Annotated in this window: 20 protein-coding genes; all 20 read left to right on the top strand. The window is 45.0% G+C overall.

Annotated features, from left to right (window positions below):
- Positions 1-36 precede the first annotated feature (36 nt).
- The 20 genes from PG766_RS15355 (at position 37) to cmk (ending at position 22,997) form a co-directional block, all read left to right on the top strand.
- Positions 37-1,146: an aspartate aminotransferase family protein gene (locus tag PG766_RS15355; protein WP_270591179.1), complete on the top strand. Its 1,110-nt coding sequence runs from the start codon at positions 37-39 to the stop codon at positions 1,144-1,146.
- Between the two features lie 98 nt (positions 1,147-1,244).
- Complete coding sequence (locus PG766_RS15350; RefSeq protein WP_022219906.1) at positions 1,245-1,529, top strand: hypothetical protein; 285 nt, start codon at positions 1,245-1,247, stop codon at positions 1,527-1,529.
- A 71-nt stretch (positions 1,530-1,600) separates the two neighbouring features.
- Complete coding sequence (locus PG766_RS15345) at positions 1,601-2,857, top strand: D-alanyl-D-alanine carboxypeptidase family protein (RefSeq protein ID WP_118199711.1); 1,257 nt, start codon at positions 1,601-1,603, stop codon at positions 2,855-2,857.
- A 15-nt stretch (positions 2,858-2,872) separates the two neighbouring features.
- Positions 2,873-3,766, top strand: coding sequence for a metallophosphoesterase (locus PG766_RS15340; RefSeq protein WP_117823800.1), 894 nt, complete (start codon positions 2,873-2,875; stop codon positions 3,764-3,766).
- Between the two features lie 32 nt (positions 3,767-3,798).
- Positions 3,799-4,566, top strand: a complete 768-nt coding sequence (locus tag PG766_RS15335) for a segregation and condensation protein A (RefSeq protein WP_008369228.1) — start codon at positions 3,799-3,801, stop codon at positions 4,564-4,566.
- A 6-nt stretch (positions 4,567-4,572) separates the two neighbouring features.
- Positions 4,573-5,142: an SMC-Scp complex subunit ScpB gene (gene scpB / locus PG766_RS15330; RefSeq protein WP_118199712.1), complete on the top strand. Its 570-nt coding sequence runs from the start codon at positions 4,573-4,575 to the stop codon at positions 5,140-5,142.
- A 76-nt stretch (positions 5,143-5,218) separates the two neighbouring features.
- Entirely contained in the window at positions 5,219-6,619 is a 1,401-nt protein-coding gene (locus tag PG766_RS15325; RefSeq protein WP_243014556.1) for a D-alanyl-D-alanine carboxypeptidase family protein, read from the top strand.
- A gap of 239 nt (positions 6,620-6,858) precedes the next feature.
- On the top strand, positions 6,859-8,847 hold the full coding sequence (locus tag PG766_RS15320) for a 2-isopropylmalate synthase (protein ID WP_118199713.1): 1,989 nt from the start codon (positions 6,859-6,861) through the stop codon (positions 8,845-8,847).
- Positions 8,848-9,135: 288 nt separating this feature from the next.
- Positions 9,136-10,623, top strand: a complete 1,488-nt coding sequence (locus tag PG766_RS15315; RefSeq protein ID WP_118199714.1) for a peptide MFS transporter — start codon at positions 9,136-9,138, stop codon at positions 10,621-10,623.
- Between the two features lie 43 nt (positions 10,624-10,666).
- Positions 10,667-11,770, top strand: coding sequence for a hypothetical protein (locus tag PG766_RS15310; RefSeq protein ID WP_117834494.1), 1,104 nt, complete (start codon positions 10,667-10,669; stop codon positions 11,768-11,770).
- Between the two features lie 11 nt (positions 11,771-11,781).
- A complete protein-coding gene (locus PG766_RS15305; protein ID WP_117556557.1) occupies positions 11,782-12,861 on the top strand; it encodes a M24 family metallopeptidase in 1,080 nt (359 codons plus the stop codon).
- A 372-nt stretch (positions 12,862-13,233) separates the two neighbouring features.
- Complete coding sequence (locus PG766_RS15300; protein ID WP_117823804.1) at positions 13,234-14,472, top strand: amidohydrolase family protein; 1,239 nt, start codon at positions 13,234-13,236, stop codon at positions 14,470-14,472.
- A gap of 178 nt (positions 14,473-14,650) precedes the next feature.
- Positions 14,651-16,087 carry an acyl-CoA carboxylase subunit beta gene (locus PG766_RS15295; RefSeq protein WP_118199715.1) on the top strand — a complete coding sequence of 479 codons (1,437 nt, stop codon included), beginning with the start codon at positions 14,651-14,653 and terminating at the stop codon, positions 16,085-16,087.
- Positions 16,088-16,101: 14 nt separating this feature from the next.
- Positions 16,102-16,881: an OadG family transporter subunit gene (locus tag PG766_RS15290; protein WP_008369211.1), complete on the top strand. Its 780-nt coding sequence runs from the start codon at positions 16,102-16,104 to the stop codon at positions 16,879-16,881.
- 27 nt (positions 16,882-16,908) lie between these two features.
- Positions 16,909-17,274 (top strand): biotin/lipoyl-containing protein, encoded by a 366-nt coding sequence (locus PG766_RS15285; RefSeq protein WP_008369209.1) that lies wholly within the window; start codon positions 16,909-16,911, stop codon positions 17,272-17,274.
- A gap of 36 nt (positions 17,275-17,310) precedes the next feature.
- Positions 17,311-18,462: a sodium ion-translocating decarboxylase subunit beta gene (locus PG766_RS15280; RefSeq protein WP_008369207.1), complete on the top strand. Its 1,152-nt coding sequence runs from the start codon at positions 17,311-17,313 to the stop codon at positions 18,460-18,462.
- A gap of 78 nt (positions 18,463-18,540) precedes the next feature.
- Positions 18,541-19,950: an oxaloacetate decarboxylase subunit alpha gene (locus tag PG766_RS15275; RefSeq protein ID WP_118199716.1), complete on the top strand. Its 1,410-nt coding sequence runs from the start codon at positions 18,541-18,543 to the stop codon at positions 19,948-19,950.
- Positions 19,951-20,133: 183 nt separating this feature from the next.
- Positions 20,134-21,033: a MurR/RpiR family transcriptional regulator gene (locus tag PG766_RS15270; protein ID WP_008369203.1), complete on the top strand. Its 900-nt coding sequence runs from the start codon at positions 20,134-20,136 to the stop codon at positions 21,031-21,033.
- On the top strand, positions 21,030-22,262 hold the full coding sequence (locus tag PG766_RS15265) for an NAD(P)/FAD-dependent oxidoreductase (protein WP_118199717.1): 1,233 nt from the start codon (positions 21,030-21,032) through the stop codon (positions 22,260-22,262). Before PG766_RS15270 ends, PG766_RS15265 begins: the two co-directional genes overlap by 4 nt.
- A gap of 78 nt (positions 22,263-22,340) precedes the next feature.
- Positions 22,341-22,997, top strand: a complete 657-nt coding sequence (gene cmk / locus PG766_RS15260) for a (d)CMP kinase (protein ID WP_118199718.1) — start codon at positions 22,341-22,343, stop codon at positions 22,995-22,997.
- Positions 22,998-23,374 lie beyond the last annotated feature (377 nt).

Genomic DNA, 23,374 nt, shown 5'->3' with positions numbered 1-23,374 from the left:
ATAAGAATCTAATTATTTTTCCTTAACTTAATGACATTGGTAGCTTACCTCGACTTTTATGGTGGAGTTGCCGTAAATACACCAGGTAACAGAAATCCGAAGGTTGTCGCAGCAGTAAAAGACCAGCTTGATGACATCATGCATACATTCAATTACCCATACACAATTCCACAGGCACTTCTCGCAAAGAAGATCTGTGACACGATCGGAATGGATAAGATTTTCTTCCAGAACTCAGGAACAGAAGCCAACGAATGTATGATCAAGATGGCAAGAAAATACGGCGTTGAAAAATATGGCCCGGAACATTACCATATCGTAACAGCAATCAATGGTTTCCACGGAAGAACATACGGAGCACTTTCCGCAACAGGACAGCCGGATAACGCATGCCAGCTTGGATTCAAACCGATGCTTCCGGGATTCTCCTACGCAGAATATAACAACCTTGAAGATTTCAAGTCAAAAGTAACAGATAACACGATCGCGATCATGATCGAGCCGGTACAGGGCGAAGGTGGTGTACATCCGGCAACACAGGAATTTATCGAAGGACTTCGTAAACTCTGTGATGAAAGAGGTATGCTTCTCTTTCTCGATGAAGTACAGACCGGATGGGGACGTACAGGATCTCCAATGGCATTCATGGGATATGGTGTAAAACCTGACTGTGTAACGATGGCAAAAGCTATGGGAGGCGGAATGCCGATCGGTGCATGCTGCGCAAGCGAAGAAGTAGCTGCAGTATTTACATCAGGAACACATGGCTCTACATACGGTGGACATCCACTTGCATGTGCCGCATCTCTTGCTTCCATTTCTGAAATCCTCGACAGAGATTTAAGTGGAAATGCAAAAGTAATGGGTGAATACATGAAAGAAAAACTTGCAGAGCTTCCACATGTAAAAGAAGCAAGAGGAAAAGGACTTCTGGTAGGATGCGAATACGATATTCCGATCGCTCTTGAAGTAAAATGGGCATGCTTCAGAAGAAGACTTCTGATCACAGCGATCGGCGACAGCGTAAACCGTATGATCCCGCCACTGATCCTTGCAAAAGAACACGTAGATCAGGCAATCGAGATCATGAGAGATGCGATCAACGAAGCTGCTGCAAAATATGAGGTAGATCAGAAGACTGCATAGTATAGACATTCCTCCGACTTATTGATATAATTGTATAAAAAATAGAGTACCGGCACAGAAATCCCCAAGTTTCTGTGCCGGTTTTTGAGGTGAAAAATATGTTAGAAAGAATGCAGCTTTTTCCGCTGAATTTTTATAAAAAAGCGAAATTTAACGGAAGTATGGGAAAAATGAATTATCGCCTGGCGAAAGAAGAAAAAAAGACCGATGAGGAAAATTCAGAAACGATTCTTGTCGGAAGTATCTGGGAAGGACCGTTTATTTATGATAAGATTCCACAGGAAAAGATCACAAAGAGAGAATTCCCATTTGCAGAAGAAGGAATCTGTCAGGCAATGGACTGGTTCAATGAGGAAGGCGAAAAAATGAACCGGGAAGTGTAAAGAAAGGTTCTATTTTCCTGTCAGAAGGCTTATTTATATAGTATCGATGGATGGAAAAAAGGAGTCTTATGATGCGCAAATTTCTGGCAGGTCTGCTTGGCATGGTTCTGTGCGTGCAGACCGTATATGGGATCCCGGTCCGGGCGGCGGATGTTTTTGAGCCGGGAGAAAGACCGAAAGCTATGCAGGATGTGATCCGGCAGGAGGATCCGGAGCAGACGAACAAAGACAATTCGGGCAATCTGACCGGTCTGGAACTATCTGCTGAGTCCGCAGTTATTATGGAAGCTTCCGGAGGTCAGGTTCTCTTAGAAAAAAATGCGGATGAGAAAAAGCCCCCGGCGAGTGTGACAAAGGTTATGACGCTGCTTCTGATCTTTGATGCACTGGCAGACGGAACGATCACGCCGGATACCGAAGTCACAACTTCTGAGTACGCTGCATCGATGGGCGGATCCCAGGTATTTCTGGAAGCTGGTGAGAAGCAGACTGTGGATACAATGATCAAGTGCATTGCTGTGGCAAGTGCCAATGATGCCTGCGTGGCGATGGCAGAAAAGATTGCCGGGAGTGAACCGGCTTTTGTGGAAAAGATGAATCAGAGATCGGCAGGGCTTGGAATGACGAATACCCATTTTGTCAACTGCAATGGACTGGACACGGAAGGGCATCTGACGACAGCGAGAGACATTGCACTGATGTCACGGGAGCTGATCACGAAGTATCCACAGATCGAGGATTACTCAACGATCTGGATGGAAAATATTACCCACACTACGGCAAAGGGCAGCAGTGAATTCGGACTGAGTAATACCAACAAACTGATCCGGCAGTATGAATACGCAACCGGACTGAAGACCGGATCCACAAGCGGTGCGAAGTTCTGCCTGTCTGCAACGGCAAGAAAAGACGGGGTCAATATGATTGCGGTTGTGATGGCAGAGCCGGATTCTAAGACACGGATAAAGGATGCCATTGCCATGTTAAACTATGGCTTTGGGAAATGCAGTATTTACCAGGATGAAAAGGCACTGGAAAAAATTGTGTACGCCGAAGTGAAACATGGAATGCAGGAGAAGGCAAAGGGAGAGACGCTGGAGGGCTTCCGGTATGTGGATACCAGTGGATCAGATCTGTCTGCCGTGGAAAAAGAGGTACAGATACAGAAACAGACTGCCCCGGTAAAGAAAGGCGACCAGATCGGAGAAGTAATTTACCGGCTGAATGAGAAAACCATCGGAAGCGTTCCGGTTTATGCGACAGAAGGTGTCGGGGAGTTGACATTTGGGGGCGCATTCCTTAAAATTCTGGAAGAAATGATGGTATAACGAAAGAGGGAAGAGATGAAGGCAACAGGGATTATCGTATTGATACTGGTGATTTTTGCAGCAGCAGTTCTTGCAGAAGTATGGCGGGAGCTGCACTGCTTCAAGATTACAAGATACCGGATCAGAACCAGTAAAATAAAGGGAGATGCCGGAAAAGTACGGATTGCTTTCTTAAGTGATCTGCATAATCATGTCTATGGAAAAGAGAATGAGGAGCTGCTTTTGGCGATCAGGGAAGCAAAGCCGGATCTGATCCTGGCAGGCGGCGATATGCTGGTCGGGAAAGCCGGAAGAGACTGGACACCGGCAGCGGATTTGATGAAAAAACTTCCACAGATCGCACCGGTCTGGTGCTGTAATGGCAATCATGAGCAGAGAATGCATGAGCAGCAGGAGATTTACGGCAAAGAATATGGATATTATGAGAATGAACTGAAAAAGGCAGGGATTCATGTCCTGGTGAATGGATCAGAAGAAATCCCGGTAAACGGGATGAAGCTGCGTTTATATGGGATGGAGCTTCCATTTGGATGCTATAAAAAAGGATGGAAGGTGTGTCCGCTTACGACTGGCGAGATGGAAGAACGGATTGGCAGTGCAGAGACGGACGCATACTGCATTTTAATGGCACATCATCCGCTTTACGCAGAAACCTACTGGAAGTGGGGAGCAGACCTGGTGCTGTCCGGACATTTACATGGCGGGATTGCCAGACTTCCACTGCTTGGCGGTGTGATCAGTCCGCAGTTCCGTCTGTTTCCACGCTACAGCGGGGACTGTTATGAAAAAGACGGGAAATATATTGTGGTCAGCAAAGGGCTCGGAACCCACACGATCAATTTCCGCTTCTGGAATCCGGCAGAGTTAGTCGTACTTGATATCATCCCGGCTTTCCTGTATAATAAATAAGGTTATCGACAATTTGACTGGAAAGGATATCTATGGGAAAAGGAATACCGGTAAAGCTGCAGGTTTTTGAGGGACCTCTGGATCTGCTCTTACATTTGATCGATAAAAATAAAATAGACATCTACGATATTCCGATCGTAGAGATCACCAACCAGTATATGGAATATATCCAGGCGATGGACAGAGCAGACCTGAATGTCATGAGTGAATTTCTGGTCATGGCGGCGACACTTCTGGACATCAAATGCAAGATGCTTCTTCCAAAGGAAGTCAATGAAGAGGGCGAGGAAGAAGATCCGCGTCAGGAACTGGTAGAGCAGCTTTTGCAGTACAAGATGTACAAATACATGTCTTATGAACTGCGTGACCGCCAGGTGGACGGAGAAAAGCTGTTCTATAAGGGAGCGACCATTCCGGATGAAGTAAAGGAATACGAAGAACCGGTAGATCTGGATACGCTTCTTGACGGGCTGACACTGACGAAGCTGAATGATATTTTTCAGGATATCCTGAAAAGACAGGCAGATAAGACGGATCCGATCCGAAGCAAGTTCGGCAAGATCGAGAAAGAAGAGGTTACGCTTCCGGAGAAACTGGAATATGTTTATGAGTATGCAAAGGTACATCACAGATTCAGTTTCCGGGATCTCCTGAAAAAGCAGGCATCCAAGGTACAGATCATTGTCACCTTCCTGGCGGTGCTGGAGCTGATGAAGACAGGAGAGATACAGGTATATCAGGAACATACGTTTGATGATATCATCATTACATCGGACGAGGGACTGCGGCAAGGAGTATAGAAGAAAATGAGAACAAAACAGTTGGAGAGTATCATAGAGGCAATCCTGTTCACTATGGGAGATTCGGTCGAGGTGAGTAAGATCGCATCCGCGATCGAGAAGGATGTGCCGACGACGGAGAAACTTATCCATAATATGATGGACAAGTATCAGAAAGAGGAGCGTGGCATCCGGATCATCGAACTGGATCATGCATATCAGCTCTGTAGCAAACCGGAGATGTATGAGTATCTGATCCGGATCGCAAAGCAGCCGAAAAAGTATGTCCTGACAGATGTCATGCTGGAGACACTTTCAATCATTGCTTACCGTCAGCCGATCACCAAGCTGGAGATTGAGAAGATTCGCGGAGTCAAATCGGATCATGCGGTAAACAAGCTGATCGAGTACAATCTGGTCTGCGAGCTTGGGCGCCTTGATGCACCGGGACGTCCGCTGCTTTTTGGAACAACCGAAGAATTTCTGCGCAGATTCAGTGTGCAGTCTTTAGATGATCTCCCGGGCATTGAACCGGAGAAGCTGGAGACATTCAAAGAAGAAGCGGAAGATGAGGCACAGATCCGGCTGAATATTTAAAATGGAATCCATAGTATAAACGCCCGTCCCTGTTCATAAAATGGAACAGAAAAGAGCAGGAGGGAGAGCGGGGCGCATGAAAAAGAAAGAAAAGAAGAGGAATGGAATACCGGCACGGATCAGAAGAGGGATTCTGGCAGCGTGCATGGTATTCTTTTTTAGTTTGCAGATTTTTCAAGGAAAGATGCTATGGAGAGAATCCACAGGAGAAAGTCCGGGTAAGGTCTTATCAGGGAAAGTGCCTGCAGAAGAAAATGAACGGACACAGATAATGGAGACTACGCAGCAAAAGGAACCGGTCTCGGATGCGCAGACTGCACAGGAAAAAGAAACCCGTGAGCAGGAAAGGGAGCAGCTTCTTGCCCGGCTCTATGCCCGTTCCGCTGCGCTGGTGGATGCGGACAGCGGCAGGGTTCTGCTCGGAAAGGAAGAGCATGTAATGCGTCCGATGGCAAGTACAACGAAGATCATGACCTGCATTCTTGCGCTGGAAAAGGGAAATCCGAAGGACCTGGTGACAGCCTCTGCAAATGCGGTCGCACAGCCGAAGGTTCATCTGGGAATGCACGAAGGGGAAGCGTTTTATCTGGGGGATCTTCTATATTCCCTGATGCTGGAATCCCATAATGATTCTGCAGTGGCGATCGCGGAACACCTTGCAGGATCCGTTCCGCAATTTGCCGGGTGGATGAATGAAAAGGCAGAAGAGATCGGATGCACTGAGGCACATTTTGTTACGCCAAACGGATTGGATGGAGAGGATGTGGGCGGTGTGCACAGCATTTCAGCTGCAGATCTGGCAAAAATCATGAGCTACTGCGTCCTACGTTCTCCCAAAGCTGCAGAATTTCTTGCGATCACGCAAACGCCGGCATACAGCTTTTCTGATGCTGAGGGAAAGGGAAATTTTAGCTGCAGCAACCACAATGCATTTCTTCAGATGATGGATGGCGCGATTTCCGGAAAAACAGGGTTTACCGGGGATGCCGGATATTGCTATGTAGGGGCTTTACAGAGTGAGGATCGTACATTTGTAGTGGCACTGCTTGCCTGTGGCTGGCCAAACAACAAGAATTATAAATGGACAGATACCAGAAAACTGATGGAGTACGGAATGGCACATTATCGTTATGATGAGGTGTGGAAAATACCGGAGCTTTCGAAAATACCCGTGGAAAACGGTGTTTCCCAAAATGGTTTGTTTGGAAAAGCAGCAGTGGAAGTGGAAATCAAAGGAAAAGAAAGTCCGGGTAAGATTCTGGTCGGAGATGATGATGTGGCAGAAGAAAAGACAGAAGTACCGGAAAAACTGGATGCGCCGGTGAAAAGCGGAACACCGGTCGGACAGATCACGTATCTCTTAAACGGGGAGAAATGGGGGAGCTGCCAGGCTGTTGTAAAAGAAACAGTCAGACGGAGAACATTTACCTGGATAGCCATGAAAATGTGTGAAATGTTTTACCAATTTAATTTTTAAAACACGAGAAAAATAAAATAGATCAAGAAAATTGCTTAAATTCATCAATGGACTTTCGCGATAAGATATGTTAGCATTAGCTAGACAACAAAATAAGACAAGAAAGTTGACGGATATTTGTGAAAAGTCAGGAATTAGGAAAATTGTGTGATTTTTATGAAAAATTTCTTGTTTTTTCATATGAACAGAAGAAAAAGCAGATGCCGCCCTTTCCAATTAAATAAAAGGAGAGAAACAAAATGGAAAACTGTAAAAAATACGAGAGACAATATTTTATGCCTCCGAAATTTGAATATGATTGGGTGAAAAAAGATTATGTAGACGCACCGCCAATCTGGTGCAGCGTTGACCTGCGTGATGGAAACCAGGCACTGATCGAGCCGATGAGTCTGGATGAAAAGCTGGAATTCTTCCAGTTATTGGTCGATGTGGGATTCAAAGAGATCGAAGTCGGATTCCCGGCAGCATCTGAGACAGAGTACCAGTTCATGCGTACCCTGATCGAGAAAGACATGATCCCGGATGACGTGACTGTCCAGGTACTGACACAGGCAAGAGAGCACATCATCAAACGTACCTTCGAAGCCGTACAGGGAGCACCACATGCTGTGATCCACGTGTACAACTCAACCTCTGTTGCACAGAGAGAACAGGTTTTCAAAAAAGACAAAGAACAGGTAAAACAAATCGCCATCGACGGAGCAAAGCTGTTGAAACAGCTTGCTGATCAGACAGAAGGAAACTTTACTTTCGAGTACAGTCCGGAAAGCTTTTCAGGAACAGAGGTGGACTATGCAGTGGATGTCTGCAATGCAGTACTGGATGTATGGCAGCCGACAAAAGATAAAAAAGTAATCATCAACATTCCGACAACCGTAGAAAACGCAATGCCGCATGTATTTGCAGGACAGGTAGAATATGTAGATAAGAATCTGAAATACCGTGATGGTGTGGTACTCAGCCTTCACCCACACAACGACCGTGGATGCGGCGTGGCAACTGCTGAAATGGGTATTCTTGCAGGTGCAGACCGTATCGAAGGAACCTTATTTGGAAATGGAGAACGTACCGGTAACGTGGATATCGTGACACTGGCACTCAATATGTTCTCGCAGGGTGTAGATCCGGGCCTGGATTTCACTGACATTCCAAAAATCCGTGAAATCTACGAACGCCTGACCAGAATGCATGTCTATGAAAGACAGCCATATGCAGGAGATCTGGTATTTACCGCATTTTCCGGTTCCCATCAGGATGCCATCGCAAAAGGTATGGCATGGCGTGAAGCGGAAGAAAGAGATCACTGGACCGTACCGTATCTGCCGATCGATCCGAAGGACATCGGAAGAACTTACGATAAAGATGTTATCCGTATCAACAGCCAGTCAGGAAAAGGCGGTGTAAGCTACATTCTGAAGCAGAACTTTGGCATCAGCGTTCCGAAAGAGATGCGTGAAGAAGTCGGCTACATGGTGAAAGATGTATCCGATAAAGCACACAAGGAGCTGACTCCGGACTGGGTATACCACATTTTTGAAGATCACTATGTAAATTACAAAGGAATCTTCTCTATCGATGAATGCCACTTCAAACAGGAAGATGGTATTATGGCAGACGCAACCATTTCCCATGCAAATGGAAAACGTGTGGTAACAGCAGGTGGTAACGGACGTCTTGATGCAGTCAGCAATGCGATCAAACAGTACTTTGGTATCAGCTATGAACTGAGCTTCTACGAAGAACATTCCCTGACGCGTGGTTCTTCTTCCAAGGCATGCGCTTATGTAGGTGTCATCTGCAATGGAAAGACCTACTGGGGAGTCGGAATTGATGCCGATATCATCAAAGCTTCTATTGAAGCATTGACAGTTGCTGTCAACAAGATCGATGAACTGAAGAATGCGAATGAATGTAAAGATGAAAGAATGGTAGAGATCATGAACTATATCCAGGCAAATTATCTGGATGTATCTCTGGATGACCTTGCAGAGAAATTCTTCCTGTCCAAACCATACCTTTCCAAATATATCAAAGAAAAATCCGGAACGACTTTCGGGGATATTGTCAAAAAGGTCAGAATGAAAAAGGCACGTGCCCTGTTAAAAAGCAGCAGCATGACCGTTGAAAATATTGCACTGACCGTTGGATACCAGAATGTAGAGCACTTCAACAGGCTCTTCAAAAAGGCGTACAATATCACACCGGTACAGTTCCGCAACCAGAAATAAATAATACAGAAAAATGACGAAAAAAGGGCGCAAAAAACGGTTAAAAAGACGTTTTTTGCGTTCCTTTTTTGTCGATGTTTATGAATGTGAACAAAAATTCATATTTACAGGCAAAATTATTGACAAAGTAAACAAAAAAAAGTAAGATATTTGTATGTTCATAATAAAAAACAAAAGTTAAAAATTATGAAAAAGGAGGAGTGAAGACATCTGAGGATGGGGAAATAATTAACGATTGTTTTTTGCTGGATGAATAGAATACAAAAGGTTATCTTGGAGGAAAAAATAATGAACGAACATGATGAGGCGTTAAGAAAACAAACCGCCTTTTTAGGACAGCCAAAGGGTGTGGGAACCCTGAGCTTTATGCAGCTTTGTAACTCTTTCGCAAGCTATGCGATGAGTGCGGTACTGATTTACTACTTATACGCAAATGCACCGGAAGGACTTGGATTCAGCAAGGCAAATGCAGCACAGCTGATCTCTTTATATTCAACAGTTGTCGTACTGACAGGTATTGTCGGAAGCTTTGTCTGCGACCGTATCTTAGGATGCCGGAAGTCCTTATTTGTATCAAGATCACTTTCATTTATTGGATATGTATGCCTTGCATTACCACTTGGCGTTCCTGGCTATGGAATCGCTATGGGATGTCTGGCAATCGGACCGATGTTCGGTGGCAGATGCCTGGATGCTCTTCTTGGAAAATTCTATGATGAATCCGATGGAAGACGTGACAGCGCTTACACGATTTCTTACGTAATTTCCAACATTGGTGCAGCAGCTCCGGTACTTTCCGGTATAATCGCAGCAGCACTCGGATATCATGTAGCATTCGCGGCATGTGCAGTCCTTGCATTCCTGGGTATCGTTGTATATGCAGTTACATACAAACCGTTCTTCGGTAATATCGGTATTGAACCGGATGATCCGCTTCCGGATGATAAGAAACGTTCTTTCATCACAAAGATGATCATTGTACTTGTTATCTGCGCAGTTGTTCTTGCAACGCTTTTTGCAACAGGAACATTAAGTATTTCTGTATTTTCAAATGTAATCAGTACTGTATCGATCATTATCCCGATCGTATACCTGGTAGTTATTTACAAAAGTAAAAAGACAGAGCCACATGAGAAGAAGAAAATCCTCTGCCTGGTTCCGCCGTTCATCTGTAACGCAGTTACCCTGCTGATCTGGACACAGACAATTTCAATCCTTGCAATCTTCTATGAAGAAAAGGTTAACCGTGTACTGTTCGGAATTGAAGTGCCTGCAGCATCTATGCAGACAATCCCAGCAGTATTTGCAGTTATCATCGGAAGTATCCTGACAGCAGTATGGACAAAACTCGGAAAGAAACAGCCATACGGAACCACAAAGATGGGTATCGGAACAATCTTCTGGGGACTTGGAGCTTTAATCATTGCACTCCTCTATGTAATCTATCCTGGAGATGCAAAAGTCAGCGCATGGTGGATCGTATTATTCTATGCAATCCTGATGCTTGGTGAAGGATTTACCTGCCCGATCGGTTACTCAATCACGGCTGTTGCAGCACCGAAGGCATTCATGACACAGATGATGACAATCTGGTCAATGTCACAGTCTACAGGAGCTGCTCTTAACACGCTGCTCACAAACTTCTACAAAGAAGGAAGCGAAATTCCGTTCTTCGTAGCAATCGGTTTGGGTGTATGTGCAGTCGGTGTGGTTGTAGCAATTTTCAGTAAAAAGCTTGCAGTCGGAATGGGACTGGACAAGAACGCAGAAGCATAAAAGATTAGAAAATAAGTTTATGTTTCAGGAGGATGAAAAATAAATGTCAGAGAATTGTAATTATGCACCGGTCGAAAAAGTCATTCTGATCGATGACAGAAGAATTGAGATTTATTGGGGCGAACAGATGCGCCGTGCTGATAATGAAAACGATTATCTGGTAAAATACAAAGGGGAAGTACAGGAACTGGTACACTGGACCAGTGATATGACATGGGATTATGGTACGGTATACCAGAAAGAATCCATGCGTACCACACTTTCCCTGGTTCATCCGGTTGATCCGGAATGTGCAGGAGAGGTTACCGTACAGGTTGTCGGAAAGCTGACTGATGTAAAAGACAGACCGGTAGACAATGAAAAGGTCTACCAGACCGTGTATCAGCCATATTATGTAGTCCGCAAAAAAGGAACCTCCGGCATTGTAGTAAAAGCCGGAGAAAAAACAACACCGGCTGTAGTGGATAAAGCACTTGCAATTATTGATATGATGCTTGAAAAGATCCCGGAAGTAGCAGAAGAGCTCGTCCGCAGAGGCGCAGAGATATCTGTTTTCGGACTGCTTGAGAATGCATACGATGTCCCGGAACACAGAATGGGATATCTGCTTGCAACCCGCCACGTGGCAGGTTACGGCGGTGAGATGACGAATCCGGCATCCTCTATTTCAGAGGCAAATGTAATCCGTCTCAGAACCGGAAGATATGCAACCAGTTATCCAAATGAGATGATCCTTGTCCATGAGTTCGGACATGCGATCCATCTGGTTGGAATGAATGGTCTGAAAGACCAGACGCTTGCAGACATGATCCGGAAAGCATATCAGCATGCCAGCGACAATGGTTTGTGGCCGGACACTTATGCGATCAGCAATTACGAAGAGTATTTTGCAACCTTAAGTACTGTCTGGTTCAATGTCATGCAGGAAGGTGTTGACGGACGATGGGATGGTATCCGCGGACCGGTCAACACAAGAGAGGAACTGAAGGTCTATGATCCGGAAGGATATGAGCTGATGAAGCACATTTATCCGGAGAAGACACTTCCGGAACCTTGGCATTATAATGTAAACATCTATGATATTGATGGAAAACCATACAAATCATATGATGAAAATATGAAATTCAACTGGGATTTCATTCAGTAGGAGATGGAACAATGAATACACGCATACAGAAAATTGTAGATGCTGTAAAGAAAAATAGTCATGACGGAATTGTGATCAGCAAAGGCAGCGACATTAAGTATCTGACCGGCTTTACCGGAGAATATGGAGTTGCGGTCCTGCTTTTGACAGAAAAGAAAAACTATTTTGTAACCGACGGACGGTTTGAATTCCAGGCCGCACAGGAAACAGAAGGATTTGAAGTTGTTGTCTACGGTGAAGGACTGAATTACTTCAGCCAGACCGGTAAATTGGCAGCAGAAGCAGGGGTAAAACAGTGTGCAATCTGTGGAGCCGATCTTACGTTTGATGATTATCAGGATCTGGTAAGTCAGGCGCCTGATACCAAATTCGTTTCCGAAGGGTCTTATGTAGAACCTTTACGTGCGATCAAGACACCGGAAGAAATCGAGACGATCGAACAGGCATGCCGGATTTCAGAGAGATCTTTCTATGCACTGCTTGATGTGATCAAACCGGGCGTTACAGAGATCGATATTGCAAATGAACTGGAATATCAGTTCAGAAGCCGTGGCGGCTCCGGATTCTGCTTCGAGACGATCGTAGCATCTGGTCCGGATAACGGAGCAAACTGTCATGCGACAGCATCCGATAGAAAAATCCAGCTTGGTGATTTTGTGACGATTGATTTTGGAACTTATTATCACGGATACTGCTCGGATATTACCCGTACTGTTGCAGTAGGGAAAGCCAAAAATCCGGAGCTTTACAAGATGTTTGACGTAGTCAGAAAAGCAAAGGATGCTGGTCAGAACAGCCTGAAACCGGGAATGGTTATGGGCGAGCTCAGAGATATCATCGTGAAGGTAGTAGAAGATGCAGGCTATCATATTCCACATGGTCCGGGACACAACTTCGGACTGGATATTCATGAACAGCCGTATATCTGTACCGGCAGTAAAGTGACCCTTCAGCCGGGAATGGTTCATACGATCGAACCTGGAATTTACATTCCGGGAATCGGCGGAGTCCGTCAGGAAGATGATTTCCTGATCACAGAAGATGGATACCGCAGAATTACAAATATTACAGATGCTCTGATCACACTGTAATAAGAATGTTGTCATCCTAAAAAAGTATAAAGAATTGAGGAAATCCTTATCTGGTGGTTTGCCGGGTAAGGGTTTTCTTTTTTCGCAGACCTGGGAATCACAAAATTTTAATATTGATTGTTAAACGATGTTGTGAGTAAAATGAAAAGTGCAAGTGTATCCGTATAAAGTTTTGGACGTAAAACGGATTAAAAAATGCAAAATATTTAACAGATTCTGTGGAAAACGGTTGCGTTGGTTTGAAAAAACAAGTATAATACACTTCAAGATGGTTGCACTTTAAAATATTAAAGAATGTATGCGACGGGAGAGAGGCAGCATGAAAGGGCTGCGTGTATTTGAAAAATAAAGGAATAAAAGAGGGACCAAGGGATGATTATCAGTACGAAATATCTGATTACAGGAGATGGAAAGACCGTTCTTACGGATAAGGCAGTCTATATTGGAGAGGACGGCAAGATCGGAAAAATCGCACCGAAAGAAGAGTTGCTGAAAGAATTTCCGCAGGAGGAAGTTAAGGAGTATGGTGATGCGACACTTCTTCCTGGACTTATGGATATGCATGCGCATCTTGCATACGGCTATTCCCAGCCGGACAGCTTTAATTATGGATCACAGCTGATCATGTTATATGCGTTGCAGCATGCGCAGTCTGCATTTGAAAGAGGGATCACCACGGTGCGGGATATGTCTTCTGCACATGGTGTATGCAAGAATCTGAAACTGGCAGAAAAGAAGGGATTTGTCGTGATCCCGAGAATCGTGCATACGGATACCGGAATCTGTATGACAGGCGGGCATGCCTGGGAAGAGGTAGAGGAAATGGACGGTCCGTGGGCAATCCGTAAAGAGATCCGTAAGCAGGTGCGTGACGGTGCGGAATGGGTGAAGATCCTGACCACCAACCGGGAACCATATCCGGAGTTTACCCAGGAAGAACTGGATGCGGCGGTGGATGAGTGCCACAGAAGAGGAATCAAGTGTGGCGTGCATGCCGGAACCAATCCGGGGATCCAGATGTGCATTGATGCCGGATTTGACACGATCGAACACGGGACCTTTATGACATTGGATCATGCAAAGCAGATGGCAGAAAAAGGTATTGCCTGGACACCGACTATCATGGCATATACTTATCTCTATAAACTGTGCAAGGAAAATATTGAGAAGAATGGCGATGCACCGGTCAGCGATCCGGTCATGCAAAAAGAGATGGCAAATTATGAATTCTTTGAACCGGCATACAAAGCGTACCGGGATCATTTTAAAGAATTTTATGATACGGGTGTGACGGTTCTTGCCGGCACCGATATGGTAATGTATCATTCTCCGCTCTTGCCGCTTCCGAGAGAACTGCAATATATGGTGGAATACGGAATTACGCCGGTGCAGGCAATACAAGTGGCAACATCCAACCCGGCAAAGGTACTGGGTGTGGAAAAAGAACGCGGACTTGTTGCGGAAGGACTGGATGCAGATCTTCTGGTAGTTGGCGGTGACTTAAGCCGGGATATCACCAGATTAAAAGATGTAAAATTTGTTACACTTGGCGGAAAGAGAGTCTTTGAAGACGGAATCCGTTATGTTGGAACAGGGAATATGTTTATGTAAGAAAAGGCTTCTGCGTTGCAGAGGCTTTTTTTGCACGTGAAAATTACTTGTCGAAAATTTAACAAAATAAGAGAAAACTTATCAAAAACAGTTGCGTATTGCATAGAAAGCAAGTATAATATACACGGCAGAAAATTTGATTTAATTATTAAATTTATAAAAATGGAGGGCTAGATTTATGAGCAACACAACATCATCAAACCCGGCGAGCTTAAGAATTGCCAATTTGCTCGATGAGGGAAGCTTTGTTGAAATCGGTGGACAGGTAACTGCAAGAGCAACAGATTTCAACATGCAGGAGAAAAAAGCTCCGACAGATGGCGTCATCACAGGTTACGGTGTAATCGATGGAAACCTGGTATATGTATACAGCCAGGACGCATCTGTACTGAACGGAACCATCGGCGAGATGCACGCAAAGAAGATTGCGAACATTTATGATATGGCAATGAAGATGGGCGCACCGGTGATCGGTCTGATCGACTGCGCAGGACTTCGTCTTCAGGAAGCAACTGACGCACTGAACGCATTCGGAAGCTTCTATTACAAACAGGCTATGGCTTCTGGCGTAATTCCACAGATCACAGCAGTATTCGGCAATTGCGGTGGTGGACTGGCAGCGGCAGCAGCACTTTCTGATTTTACATTCATGGCAGAGAACGGAAAATTATTCGTAAACTCTCCGAACACCATTCCGGGCAACACCGCGGACAAATGCGATACAGCAAGCGCAAAATTCCAGAGTGAAGAATCCGGAATCGTTGACGGCGTAGGAAGCGAAGAAGAAATTCTTGACGAGATCCGCTCACTCGTAGCAATTCTTCCGGCTAACAACGAAGACAACGATGCATACGATGAATGCACAGACGATCTGAACAGAGTATGTGCAGATATTGAGAACGCAGCAGAAGATGCAGCACTTGCTCTTTCTATGATCTCTGACAATGGTGTGTTCATTGAGACAAAGAAAGCATATGCAAAAGATATGGTAACAGGCTTCATCCGTCTGAACGGAATGACAGTAGGTGCTGTTGCCAACCGCTCAAAAGTATATGATGAAGAAGGAAACACAGCAGAAGAATTCGATGGCACACTCTCAGCAATGGGATGCAAGAAAGCAGCAGCTTTCGTTAAATTTTGTGATGCATTCGGAATTCCGGTACTCACACTTACAAACGTAAAGGGACTCAAGGCAACTGCATGCTCAGAAAAGAACCTTGCAAGAGAGATGGCAGCTCTCACTTATGCATTTGCAGATGCAACTGTACCAAAAGTCAATGTGATCACAGGTAAAGCATTCGGAAGTGCATATGTGACCATGAACAGCAAAGCAATCGGAGCAGACATGGTATACGCATGGCCGGAAGCTGAGATCGGAATGATGGCAGCAGACATGGCTGCGAAGATCATGTACACAGATGCAGATGCAGATACATTAAAAGCAAAGACAGAAGAATACAAAGCACTTCAGTCAAGCCCGCTTTCCGCAGCTGGAAGAGGATATGTAGATACCATCATCGAACCGGCAGATACCAGAAAATATGTGATCGGTGCATTTGAGATGTTATTTACAAAAAGGGAAGAAAGACCATCCAAAAAACACGGAACAATTTAGCGAGGTGAAGCAAAGTGAAGAAAAAGATTAGTTTAGTAGTCGCAGTTCTGGTACTTGTGCTCGGCCTTGCAGGCTGCGGAAATGCCAAGACCGTCAGCTATGACAAAGATACACTGATCCAGTCTTGTGATGCTGTTTTTGATATCATTGAGAGCGGATCCATCACAAGCGACCAGATCACAGAGATGTCAGACTGGAATCAGGGATATCTGATGGCACAGTTTGAAAGTCAGACCGGTGTGCAGATGGAAGCAGACACTTTCGCAACTGCACTGGAAGGATGGAAAGCATCCCTGGAAGAATGCGGCGATTATGAAAGCCATAAAGACTATGAATTCGAGGCGTCTTCTACAGGTGTTACGGTAACTGCACCGGCAACATTTTCTGACAGAAGTGCAGACCTGGAATTCGTATTCGATGAGAATATGACTCTGGAATCATTTACAGTCAATGCTCATTACGGCATGAGCGAAATCCTTGAAAAAGCGGGACTTAACACATTACTTGGTATGGGAACTGTATTCGTAATGCTTATTTTCATGAGCTTTATCATTTCCCTGATCAAATACGTTCCTGCATTACTTAACGGTACATCCAAGAAGAAAAAAGAAGAAGCTCCGAAGGCAGCGCCGGCACCGGCAGTGGCAGCAGCTGTAGAAGAAGCAGAAGAAATGGATGATACCGAACTTGTTGCAGTTATCGCAGCAGCGATCGCAGCAGCAGAAGGAACTACTACAGACGGATTTGTAGTACGTTCTATCAAGAGAAGAAAATCAAACAAATGGAATGCATAGTGCGAATAGAATCAGGAGGATTTAAAGATGAAAAACTATACAATCACAGTTAACGGCAACGTATATGATGTTACAGTAGAAGAAAACGGAAACGGAGCAGCTGCAGCACCAGTAGCAGCACCAAAGGCAGCTCCGAAAGCAGCACCGAAGGCAGCTCCAAAAGCAGCAGCCGGAGCTGGAAGCATCAAGGTAGAAGCAGGTGCAGCCGGAAAAGTATTTAAGATCGAAGCAAGCGTAGGACAGAAAGTATCCCGCGGTGATGCAGTTCTTATCGTAGAAGCAATGAAGATGGAAATTCCTGTTGTAGCTCCGGAAGACGGAACAGTTGCAAGTATCGATGTAGCAGTAGGTGATGCAGTAGAAGCAGGACAGACACTGGCTACATTGAACTAAGGAGCAACATCCTTTTGAAAAACAGGAGGTTATAACATGGAATATATCACTAACACACTGGGAAACCTCGTGCAGCAGACTGCGTTCCTCAACCTGACTTGGGGTAACTACATTATGATCGCAGTTGCATGTTTTTTCCTTTATCTTGCAATCAAGCATGGGTTTGAACCGCTTCTGCTTGTACCGATTGCATTTGGTATGCTCCTGGTAAATATTTACCCGGATATCATGCTTCATGCAGAAGATTCGGCTAACGGAACGGGCGGACTTTTGTATTACTTCTTCCAGCTGGATGAGTGGTCTATTCTCCCGTCACTTATTTTCATGGGTGTCGGTGCGATGACTGACTTCGGACCGCTCATTGCCAACCCGGCGAGCTTCCTCCTCGGTGCGGCAGCACAGTTTGGTATTTTCGCAGCTTATCTTGGTGCGATGGCTCTTGGTTTCTCTGATAAGGCAGCAGCTGCTATCTCCATCATCGGTGGAGCAGACGGACCGACATCCATCTTCCTTGCAGGTAAGCTCCAGCAGACAGCACTTATGGGACCAATCGCCGTGGCGGCGTACTCGTACATGTCACTGGTTCCGATCATCCAGCCGCCGATCATGAAGCTTCTCACAACAGAGAAGGAAAGAAAGATTAAAATGGGACAGCTTCGTCCGGTTACACAGCTTGAGAAAATTCTGTTCCCGATCATCGTAACCATCGTTGTATGTATGATTCTTCCGACAACAGCTCCTCTGGTAGGTATGCTGATGCTTGGTAACCTGTTCAAAGAATCCGGTGTTGTAAGACAGCTGACAGAGACCGCATCCAACGCAATGATGTACATCGTAGTTATCCTGCTTGGTACATCTGTAGGTGCTACTACAAGTGCAGAGGCATTCTTAAATGTCAGCACATTGAAGATCGTACTACTTGGTCTGATCGCATTCGCATTCGGTACCGCAGCAGGTGTCCTGTTTGGAAAACTGATGTGCGTAGCCACACATGGCAAGGTAAATCCGCTGATTGGTTCAGCCGGAGTATCTGCCGTACCTATGGCAGCCCGTGTATCTCAGAAAGTAGGAGCGGAAGCAGATCCGACCAACTTCCTTCTGATGCATGCAATGGGACCGAACGTAGCCGGAGTTATCGGAACAGCCGTAGCAGCCGGAACATTTATGGCTATTTTCGGAGTAATGTAGCAACAGGAAGCGCGTATCTGACAGTGAGATAACAATCCTGGAGCGCAATAAACCTTATAATAATTGGAGGAAGATATAATGGCAGCAATTGAAAAGAAACCGATTAAGATTACGGAAACAGTTCTGCGTGATGCGCATCAGTCCCTGATCGCAACAAGACTTACCACAGAACAGATGCTTCCGATCGTAGATAAAATGGACAAAGTCGGATATCATTCCGTAGAGTGCTGGGGCGGAGCTACATTTGATGCATCCCTTCGTTTCCTGCATGAAGATCCATGGTCAAGACTTCGTAAATTCCGTGACGGATTCAAGAACACCAAACTTCAGATGCTCTTCCGTGGACAGAACATCCTTGGATACCGTCCATACGCAGATGATGTAGTAGAATACTTCGTTAAAAAATCTGTTGCAAACGGAATCGATATCATTCGTATTTTTGACTGTCTGAATGACCTTAGAAACCTTCAGACAGCAGTAAAAGCAGCAAATTCTGAAAAAGCAGAAGCACAGATCGCACTTTCCTATACTCTTGGAGATGCTTACACCTTAGATTACTGGGTAGACATCGCTAAGAGAATCGAAGATATGGGTGCAAACTCTATCTGTATCAAAGATATGGCAGGACTTCTTCTTCCGTACAAGGCAACAGAGCTTGTCGGAGCATTAAAAGAAGCTGTTGATATCCCGATCCAGCTGCATACACATTACACATCAGGTGTTGCTTCAATGACATACTTAAAAGCAGTTGAAGCCGGTGTAGACGTGATCGATACCGCTATTTCACCGTTCGCACTTGGAACTTCTCAGCCGGCAACAGAAGTTATGGTTGAGACATTCAAGGGAACACCTTATGATACAGGATTTGACCAGAATCTTCTGGCTGAGATCGCTGATTACTTCCGTCCGATCCGTGACGAAGCACTTGACAGCGGACTTCTCAATCCGAAGAACCTTGGTGTTAACATCAAGACTCTTCTGTACCAGGTACCGGGTGGAATGCTTTCTAACCTTACTTCCCAGCTCAAAGAGCAGGGCGCAGAAGACAAGTTCTACGACGTACTTGAAGAAGTACCGAGAGTTCGTAAAGATCTTGGTGAACCACCGCTGGTTACTCCGTCATCACAGATCGTTGGTACACAGGCAGTATTCAATGTCCTGATGGGCGAACGCTACAAGATGGCAACAAAAGAGACAAAAGACATCCTGAGCGGAAAATACGGTGCAACTGTTAAACCGTTCAATCCGGATGTTGTTAAGAAAGTACTTGGAGACAATCCGGAAGTTATCACATGCCGTCCGGCAGACCTGATCCCGGATGAACTTGCTACTCTTGAAAAAGAGATGGAACAGTACAAAGAGCAGGATGAAGACGTACTCAGCTACGCACTCTTCCCGCAGGTAGCTACAGACTTCTTCAAATACCGCGAGGCACAGGAGAAGAAAGTAGATGCTACAATTGCAAAAGACGGAAGTTATCCGGTATAATAACGACGAACTGACGAAAGCTGTTACAGACAGTATTTTGTGAGCAAAACGTAACCTCAGGAGCCATAAAATTCGAGTTGAATTTTATGGCTCTTTTGCTTATAATAAAAAGGGTTGTGACCTTATTTATAATAGAAGTAAATGATTTTATAAAAAGGCACGTTTCTTATTTGGAGGCAAATTGTGAGCACAAAAAATGAGTTACTGATTAGAATTGATGAGAGATATCCGAAGTTCAGCAAGGGACAGAAGCGGCTTGCGGATTACATCAAAGAAAATTATGATAAAGCAGCCTTCCTGACGGCTGCAAAGATGGGAGAGGCAGTCGGTGTCAGCGAATCAACGGTTGTCCGTTTCGCAACACAGCTTGGATATAAAGGCTATCCCGAATTCCAGAAAGCACTGGGAGAACTGGTGCGTACCAAGCTGAATTCTATCCAGCGTATGGAAGTGACCTACGGACGGATCGACCGGAGCGAGATCCTGGCGACGGTTCTGCAGTCTGATATCGAGAAGATCAAGCAGACATTGGAATCCGTGGACAATCATGCATTTGAGCTGGCGGTGGATACGATCCTTGCGGCAAAAAAGGTTTATGTGATCGGAATCCGAAGCTGTGCACCGCTGGCAAAATTCCTGACTTTCTATCTGAATCTGATCTGTGAGGATGTGGTAGAGGTCGATACCAACAGTTCCAGCGAGATCTTTGAACAACTGATCCGGATCGGGGAAGAAGATGTGATCATCGGGATCAGTTTTCCACGATATTCCATGCGTACTTTAAAAGCACTGGAATTTGCCAGCAACCGGAAAGCAAAGGTAATAACCTTGACCGACAGTGTGAATTCACCGATGAATCTCTATTCCTCCTGCAATCTGATTGCCAAGAGTGATATGGCATCTATCGTAGATTCCCTGGTTGCACCGCTTAGTGTGATCAATGCACTGGTGGTTGCACTCTGTATGAAGAAGCAGGATGATGTCATCGAGACGCTGGAGACACTGGAGGACATCTGGGACGAATATCAGGTTTATTCCAGAGATGAACTGGAGCCTGTAGAAGATGAGGTAAGGATCAAATGAGTAAAGTACTGATCGTAGGAGGCGGAGCTGCCGGTATGTTCGCATCGATCTTTGCGGCGAAAAATGGCAATGAAGTCCACGTATTTGAGAAAAATGAAAAACTTGGAAAGAAGCTTTTCATCACGGGAAAAGGCAGATGCAACGTCACCAATGCCTGTGACGTGGATGAACTTTTCCAGAATATGGTATCCAATGAGAAATTCATGTACAGCAGTTTTTACGGATTTACCAACCAGGATGTGATGGATTTCTTTGAAAATGCAGGATTGCGTCTGAAGACAGAGCGTGGCAACCGTGTATTTCCGCAGTCGGATCATTCTTCGGATGTTATCCGCACACTGGAGGTGGAAATGAAGCGAAATGGAGTACACATTCATCTTTATTCCAATGTAGAAAAAGTTGTGGCAGAGGATGGAAGATTTTCCTATCTTGTCATGGCAGATGGAAGCAAAGAAGAAGGGGATGCCTGCATTATCGCAACCGGTGGTGTCAGCTATCAGACAACAGGTTCCACCGGAGATGGCTATCGCTTTGCAGAAGCGATGGGACACAAGATCACCGAACCTGCACCTTCCCTGGTTCCGATGAATGTCAGAGAAGAGTACATTCCGGCACTGATGGGGCTTTCCCTCCGGAATGTCCAGGCAACGGTCTATGACGGAAAGAAAGAGCTGTACAGTGATTTCGGAGAAATGTTATTCACCCACTTTGGAGTAAGCGGACCACTGATCATCAGTGCGAGTGCCTATGTAGGTAAAATCCTGCAGAAAAAGCATGAGTTAAAGCTGGTCATCGACCTGAAGCCGGCACTTTCCGAAGAGCAGCTGGATGCGAGAGTACTGCGGGAATTTGATGCAAACCATAATAAACAGTTTAAAAATGCAGTTACCGGACTGTTTCCGGCAAAATTACTTCCGGTCATGATCCACTTAAGCGGCATTGATCCGGAGAAGAAGGTCAATGTGATCACAAAAGAAGAGCGGATGAATTTCGTCCATCTGATCAAGCATTTTACTGTGACACTGACCGGGCTTCGGGATTTCAAAGAGGCAATTATCACACGGGGCGGCGTAAAAGTTAAAGAAGTCAATCCGTCTACGATGGAGTCAAAGCTGGTACAGGGACTGTATTTTGCAGGGGAAGTGCTGGATCTGGATGCACTGACCGGTGGATTCAATCTGCAGATCGCGTGGTCGACTGCATATGCGGCAGGAAGTAATATCTGGTAGTTTTTGGATTATAGATATCGCACAGCAATCCAGAGATGGCGTAAACAGGAAATGTGAGTGAAACAGGGAGGATATAAAATGGGATATAATATTGCAATTGACGGACCGGCAGGTGCCGGAAAGAGCACGATCGCAAAACTGGTTGCAAAGGAACTGGGATTCATCTATGTAGATACCGGGGCAATGTACCGCGGACTTGCCGTACATTTCCTGAAAAAAGGGATCGTACCGGGAGAAGTAGAGAAGATCGAGGCAGCATGCGAGGATGCAACGGTAGAGCTTGGTTATGAAAATGGTGTGCAGCAGGTCTATTTGAATGGAGAAAACATCACTTCACAGCTTCGTGAGGAAACGGTTGGAAATATGGCATCCGTAAGCTCGGCAGTACCGGCAGTCCGTGCAAAGCTTCTGGATCTGCAGAGGAATCTTGCAAAAGAAAAAGATGTCGTTATGGATGGAAGAGATATCGGAACCAATGTACTTCCGAATGCGGACGTTAAAGTGTATCTGACTGCAAGTGTAGAATGCCGCGCAATGCGCCGGTTCAAAGAACTGGAAGGAAAAGGAGAAGCCTGTGATTTTGAACAGATCAGGCAGGATATCCAGGAAAGAGACGAGCGCGATATGACAAGAGAGATCGCACCGCTCAAACAGGCAGAAGATGCAACGCTGATCGACAGCTCTGAGATGGGAGTTGACGATGTGGTGAAGGCAATTATTGCACTGAAGAAATAAAAAACAAGGATTTTCTACCAACCATCAATATTCGGTGGTTGGTAGTTTTTCGACTAAAAACAGGTAGAAAAGTAACAAAAGTACCTTTTTTGGTGCTTTTGTTGTACATTAAAAAGCTGCGGGTTTGTCAAAAAAACAAATAAAAGTAATGGATTTTCTTCGCGAAAAAAGTAAAAAATGACGAAAAAAGTAATTAAAAAGTAATTAGGCGTGAGTAACCATTTACCTTTTATGCAAAATGTGTTATAAATATTAAAAGAGACGCATTACAAATGTAATGATTTAAGAGGATTGGGTTCACTTATGTACAGAAAGAAAACTTCCAGTTGGTTAAAATGGTATGCTCCCCGTCAAGAGGACAATAAAAAATAATAAAT

The sequence above is a fragment of the Coprococcus sp. LG101-27 genome, from assembly GCF_027695515.1.
Classification (GTDB): domain Bacteria; phylum Bacillota; class Clostridia; order Lachnospirales; family Lachnospiraceae; genus Allocoprococcus; species Allocoprococcus comes.
The sequence above is the reverse complement of the archived record's forward strand: the minus strand, read 5'-3'. Positions and strand labels throughout refer to the sequence as shown.

Excerpts from the sequence above, each read along its gene's own strand:
- PG766_RS15350 (WP_022219906.1), top strand. The coding sequence starts at position 1,245 with ATGTTAGAAAGAATGCAGCTTTTTCCGCTGAATTTTTATAAAAAAGCG.
- PG766_RS15345 (WP_118199711.1), top strand. The coding sequence starts at position 1,601 with ATGCGCAAATTTCTGGCAGGTCTGCTTGGCATGGTTCTGTGCGTGCAG.
- PG766_RS15340 (WP_117823800.1), top strand. The coding sequence starts at position 2,873 with ATGAAGGCAACAGGGATTATCGTATTGATACTGGTGATTTTTGCAGCA.
- PG766_RS15335 (WP_008369228.1), top strand. The coding sequence starts at position 3,799 with ATGGGAAAAGGAATACCGGTAAAGCTGCAGGTTTTTGAGGGACCTCTG.
- scpB (WP_118199712.1), top strand. The coding sequence starts at position 4,573 with ATGAGAACAAAACAGTTGGAGAGTATCATAGAGGCAATCCTGTTCACT.
- PG766_RS15325 (WP_243014556.1), top strand. The coding sequence starts at position 5,219 with ATGAAAAAGAAAGAAAAGAAGAGGAATGGAATACCGGCACGGATCAGA.
- PG766_RS15320 (WP_118199713.1), top strand. The coding sequence starts at position 6,859 with ATGGAAAACTGTAAAAAATACGAGAGACAATATTTTATGCCTCCGAAA.
- PG766_RS15315 (WP_118199714.1), top strand. The coding sequence starts at position 9,136 with ATGAACGAACATGATGAGGCGTTAAGAAAACAAACCGCCTTTTTAGGA.
- PG766_RS15310 (WP_117834494.1), top strand. The coding sequence starts at position 10,667 with ATGTCAGAGAATTGTAATTATGCACCGGTCGAAAAAGTCATTCTGATC.
- PG766_RS15305 (WP_117556557.1), top strand. The coding sequence starts at position 11,782 with ATGAATACACGCATACAGAAAATTGTAGATGCTGTAAAGAAAAATAGT.
- PG766_RS15300 (WP_117823804.1), top strand. The coding sequence starts at position 13,234 with ATGATTATCAGTACGAAATATCTGATTACAGGAGATGGAAAGACCGTT.
- PG766_RS15295 (WP_118199715.1), top strand. The coding sequence starts at position 14,651 with ATGAGCAACACAACATCATCAAACCCGGCGAGCTTAAGAATTGCCAAT.
- PG766_RS15285 (WP_008369209.1), top strand. The coding sequence starts at position 16,909 with ATGAAAAACTATACAATCACAGTTAACGGCAACGTATATGATGTTACA.
- PG766_RS15280 (WP_008369207.1), top strand. The coding sequence starts at position 17,311 with ATGGAATATATCACTAACACACTGGGAAACCTCGTGCAGCAGACTGCG.
- PG766_RS15275 (WP_118199716.1), top strand. The coding sequence starts at position 18,541 with ATGGCAGCAATTGAAAAGAAACCGATTAAGATTACGGAAACAGTTCTG.
- PG766_RS15265 (WP_118199717.1), top strand. The coding sequence starts at position 21,030 with ATGAGTAAAGTACTGATCGTAGGAGGCGGAGCTGCCGGTATGTTCGCA.
- cmk (WP_118199718.1), top strand. The coding sequence starts at position 22,341 with ATGGGATATAATATTGCAATTGACGGACCGGCAGGTGCCGGAAAGAGC.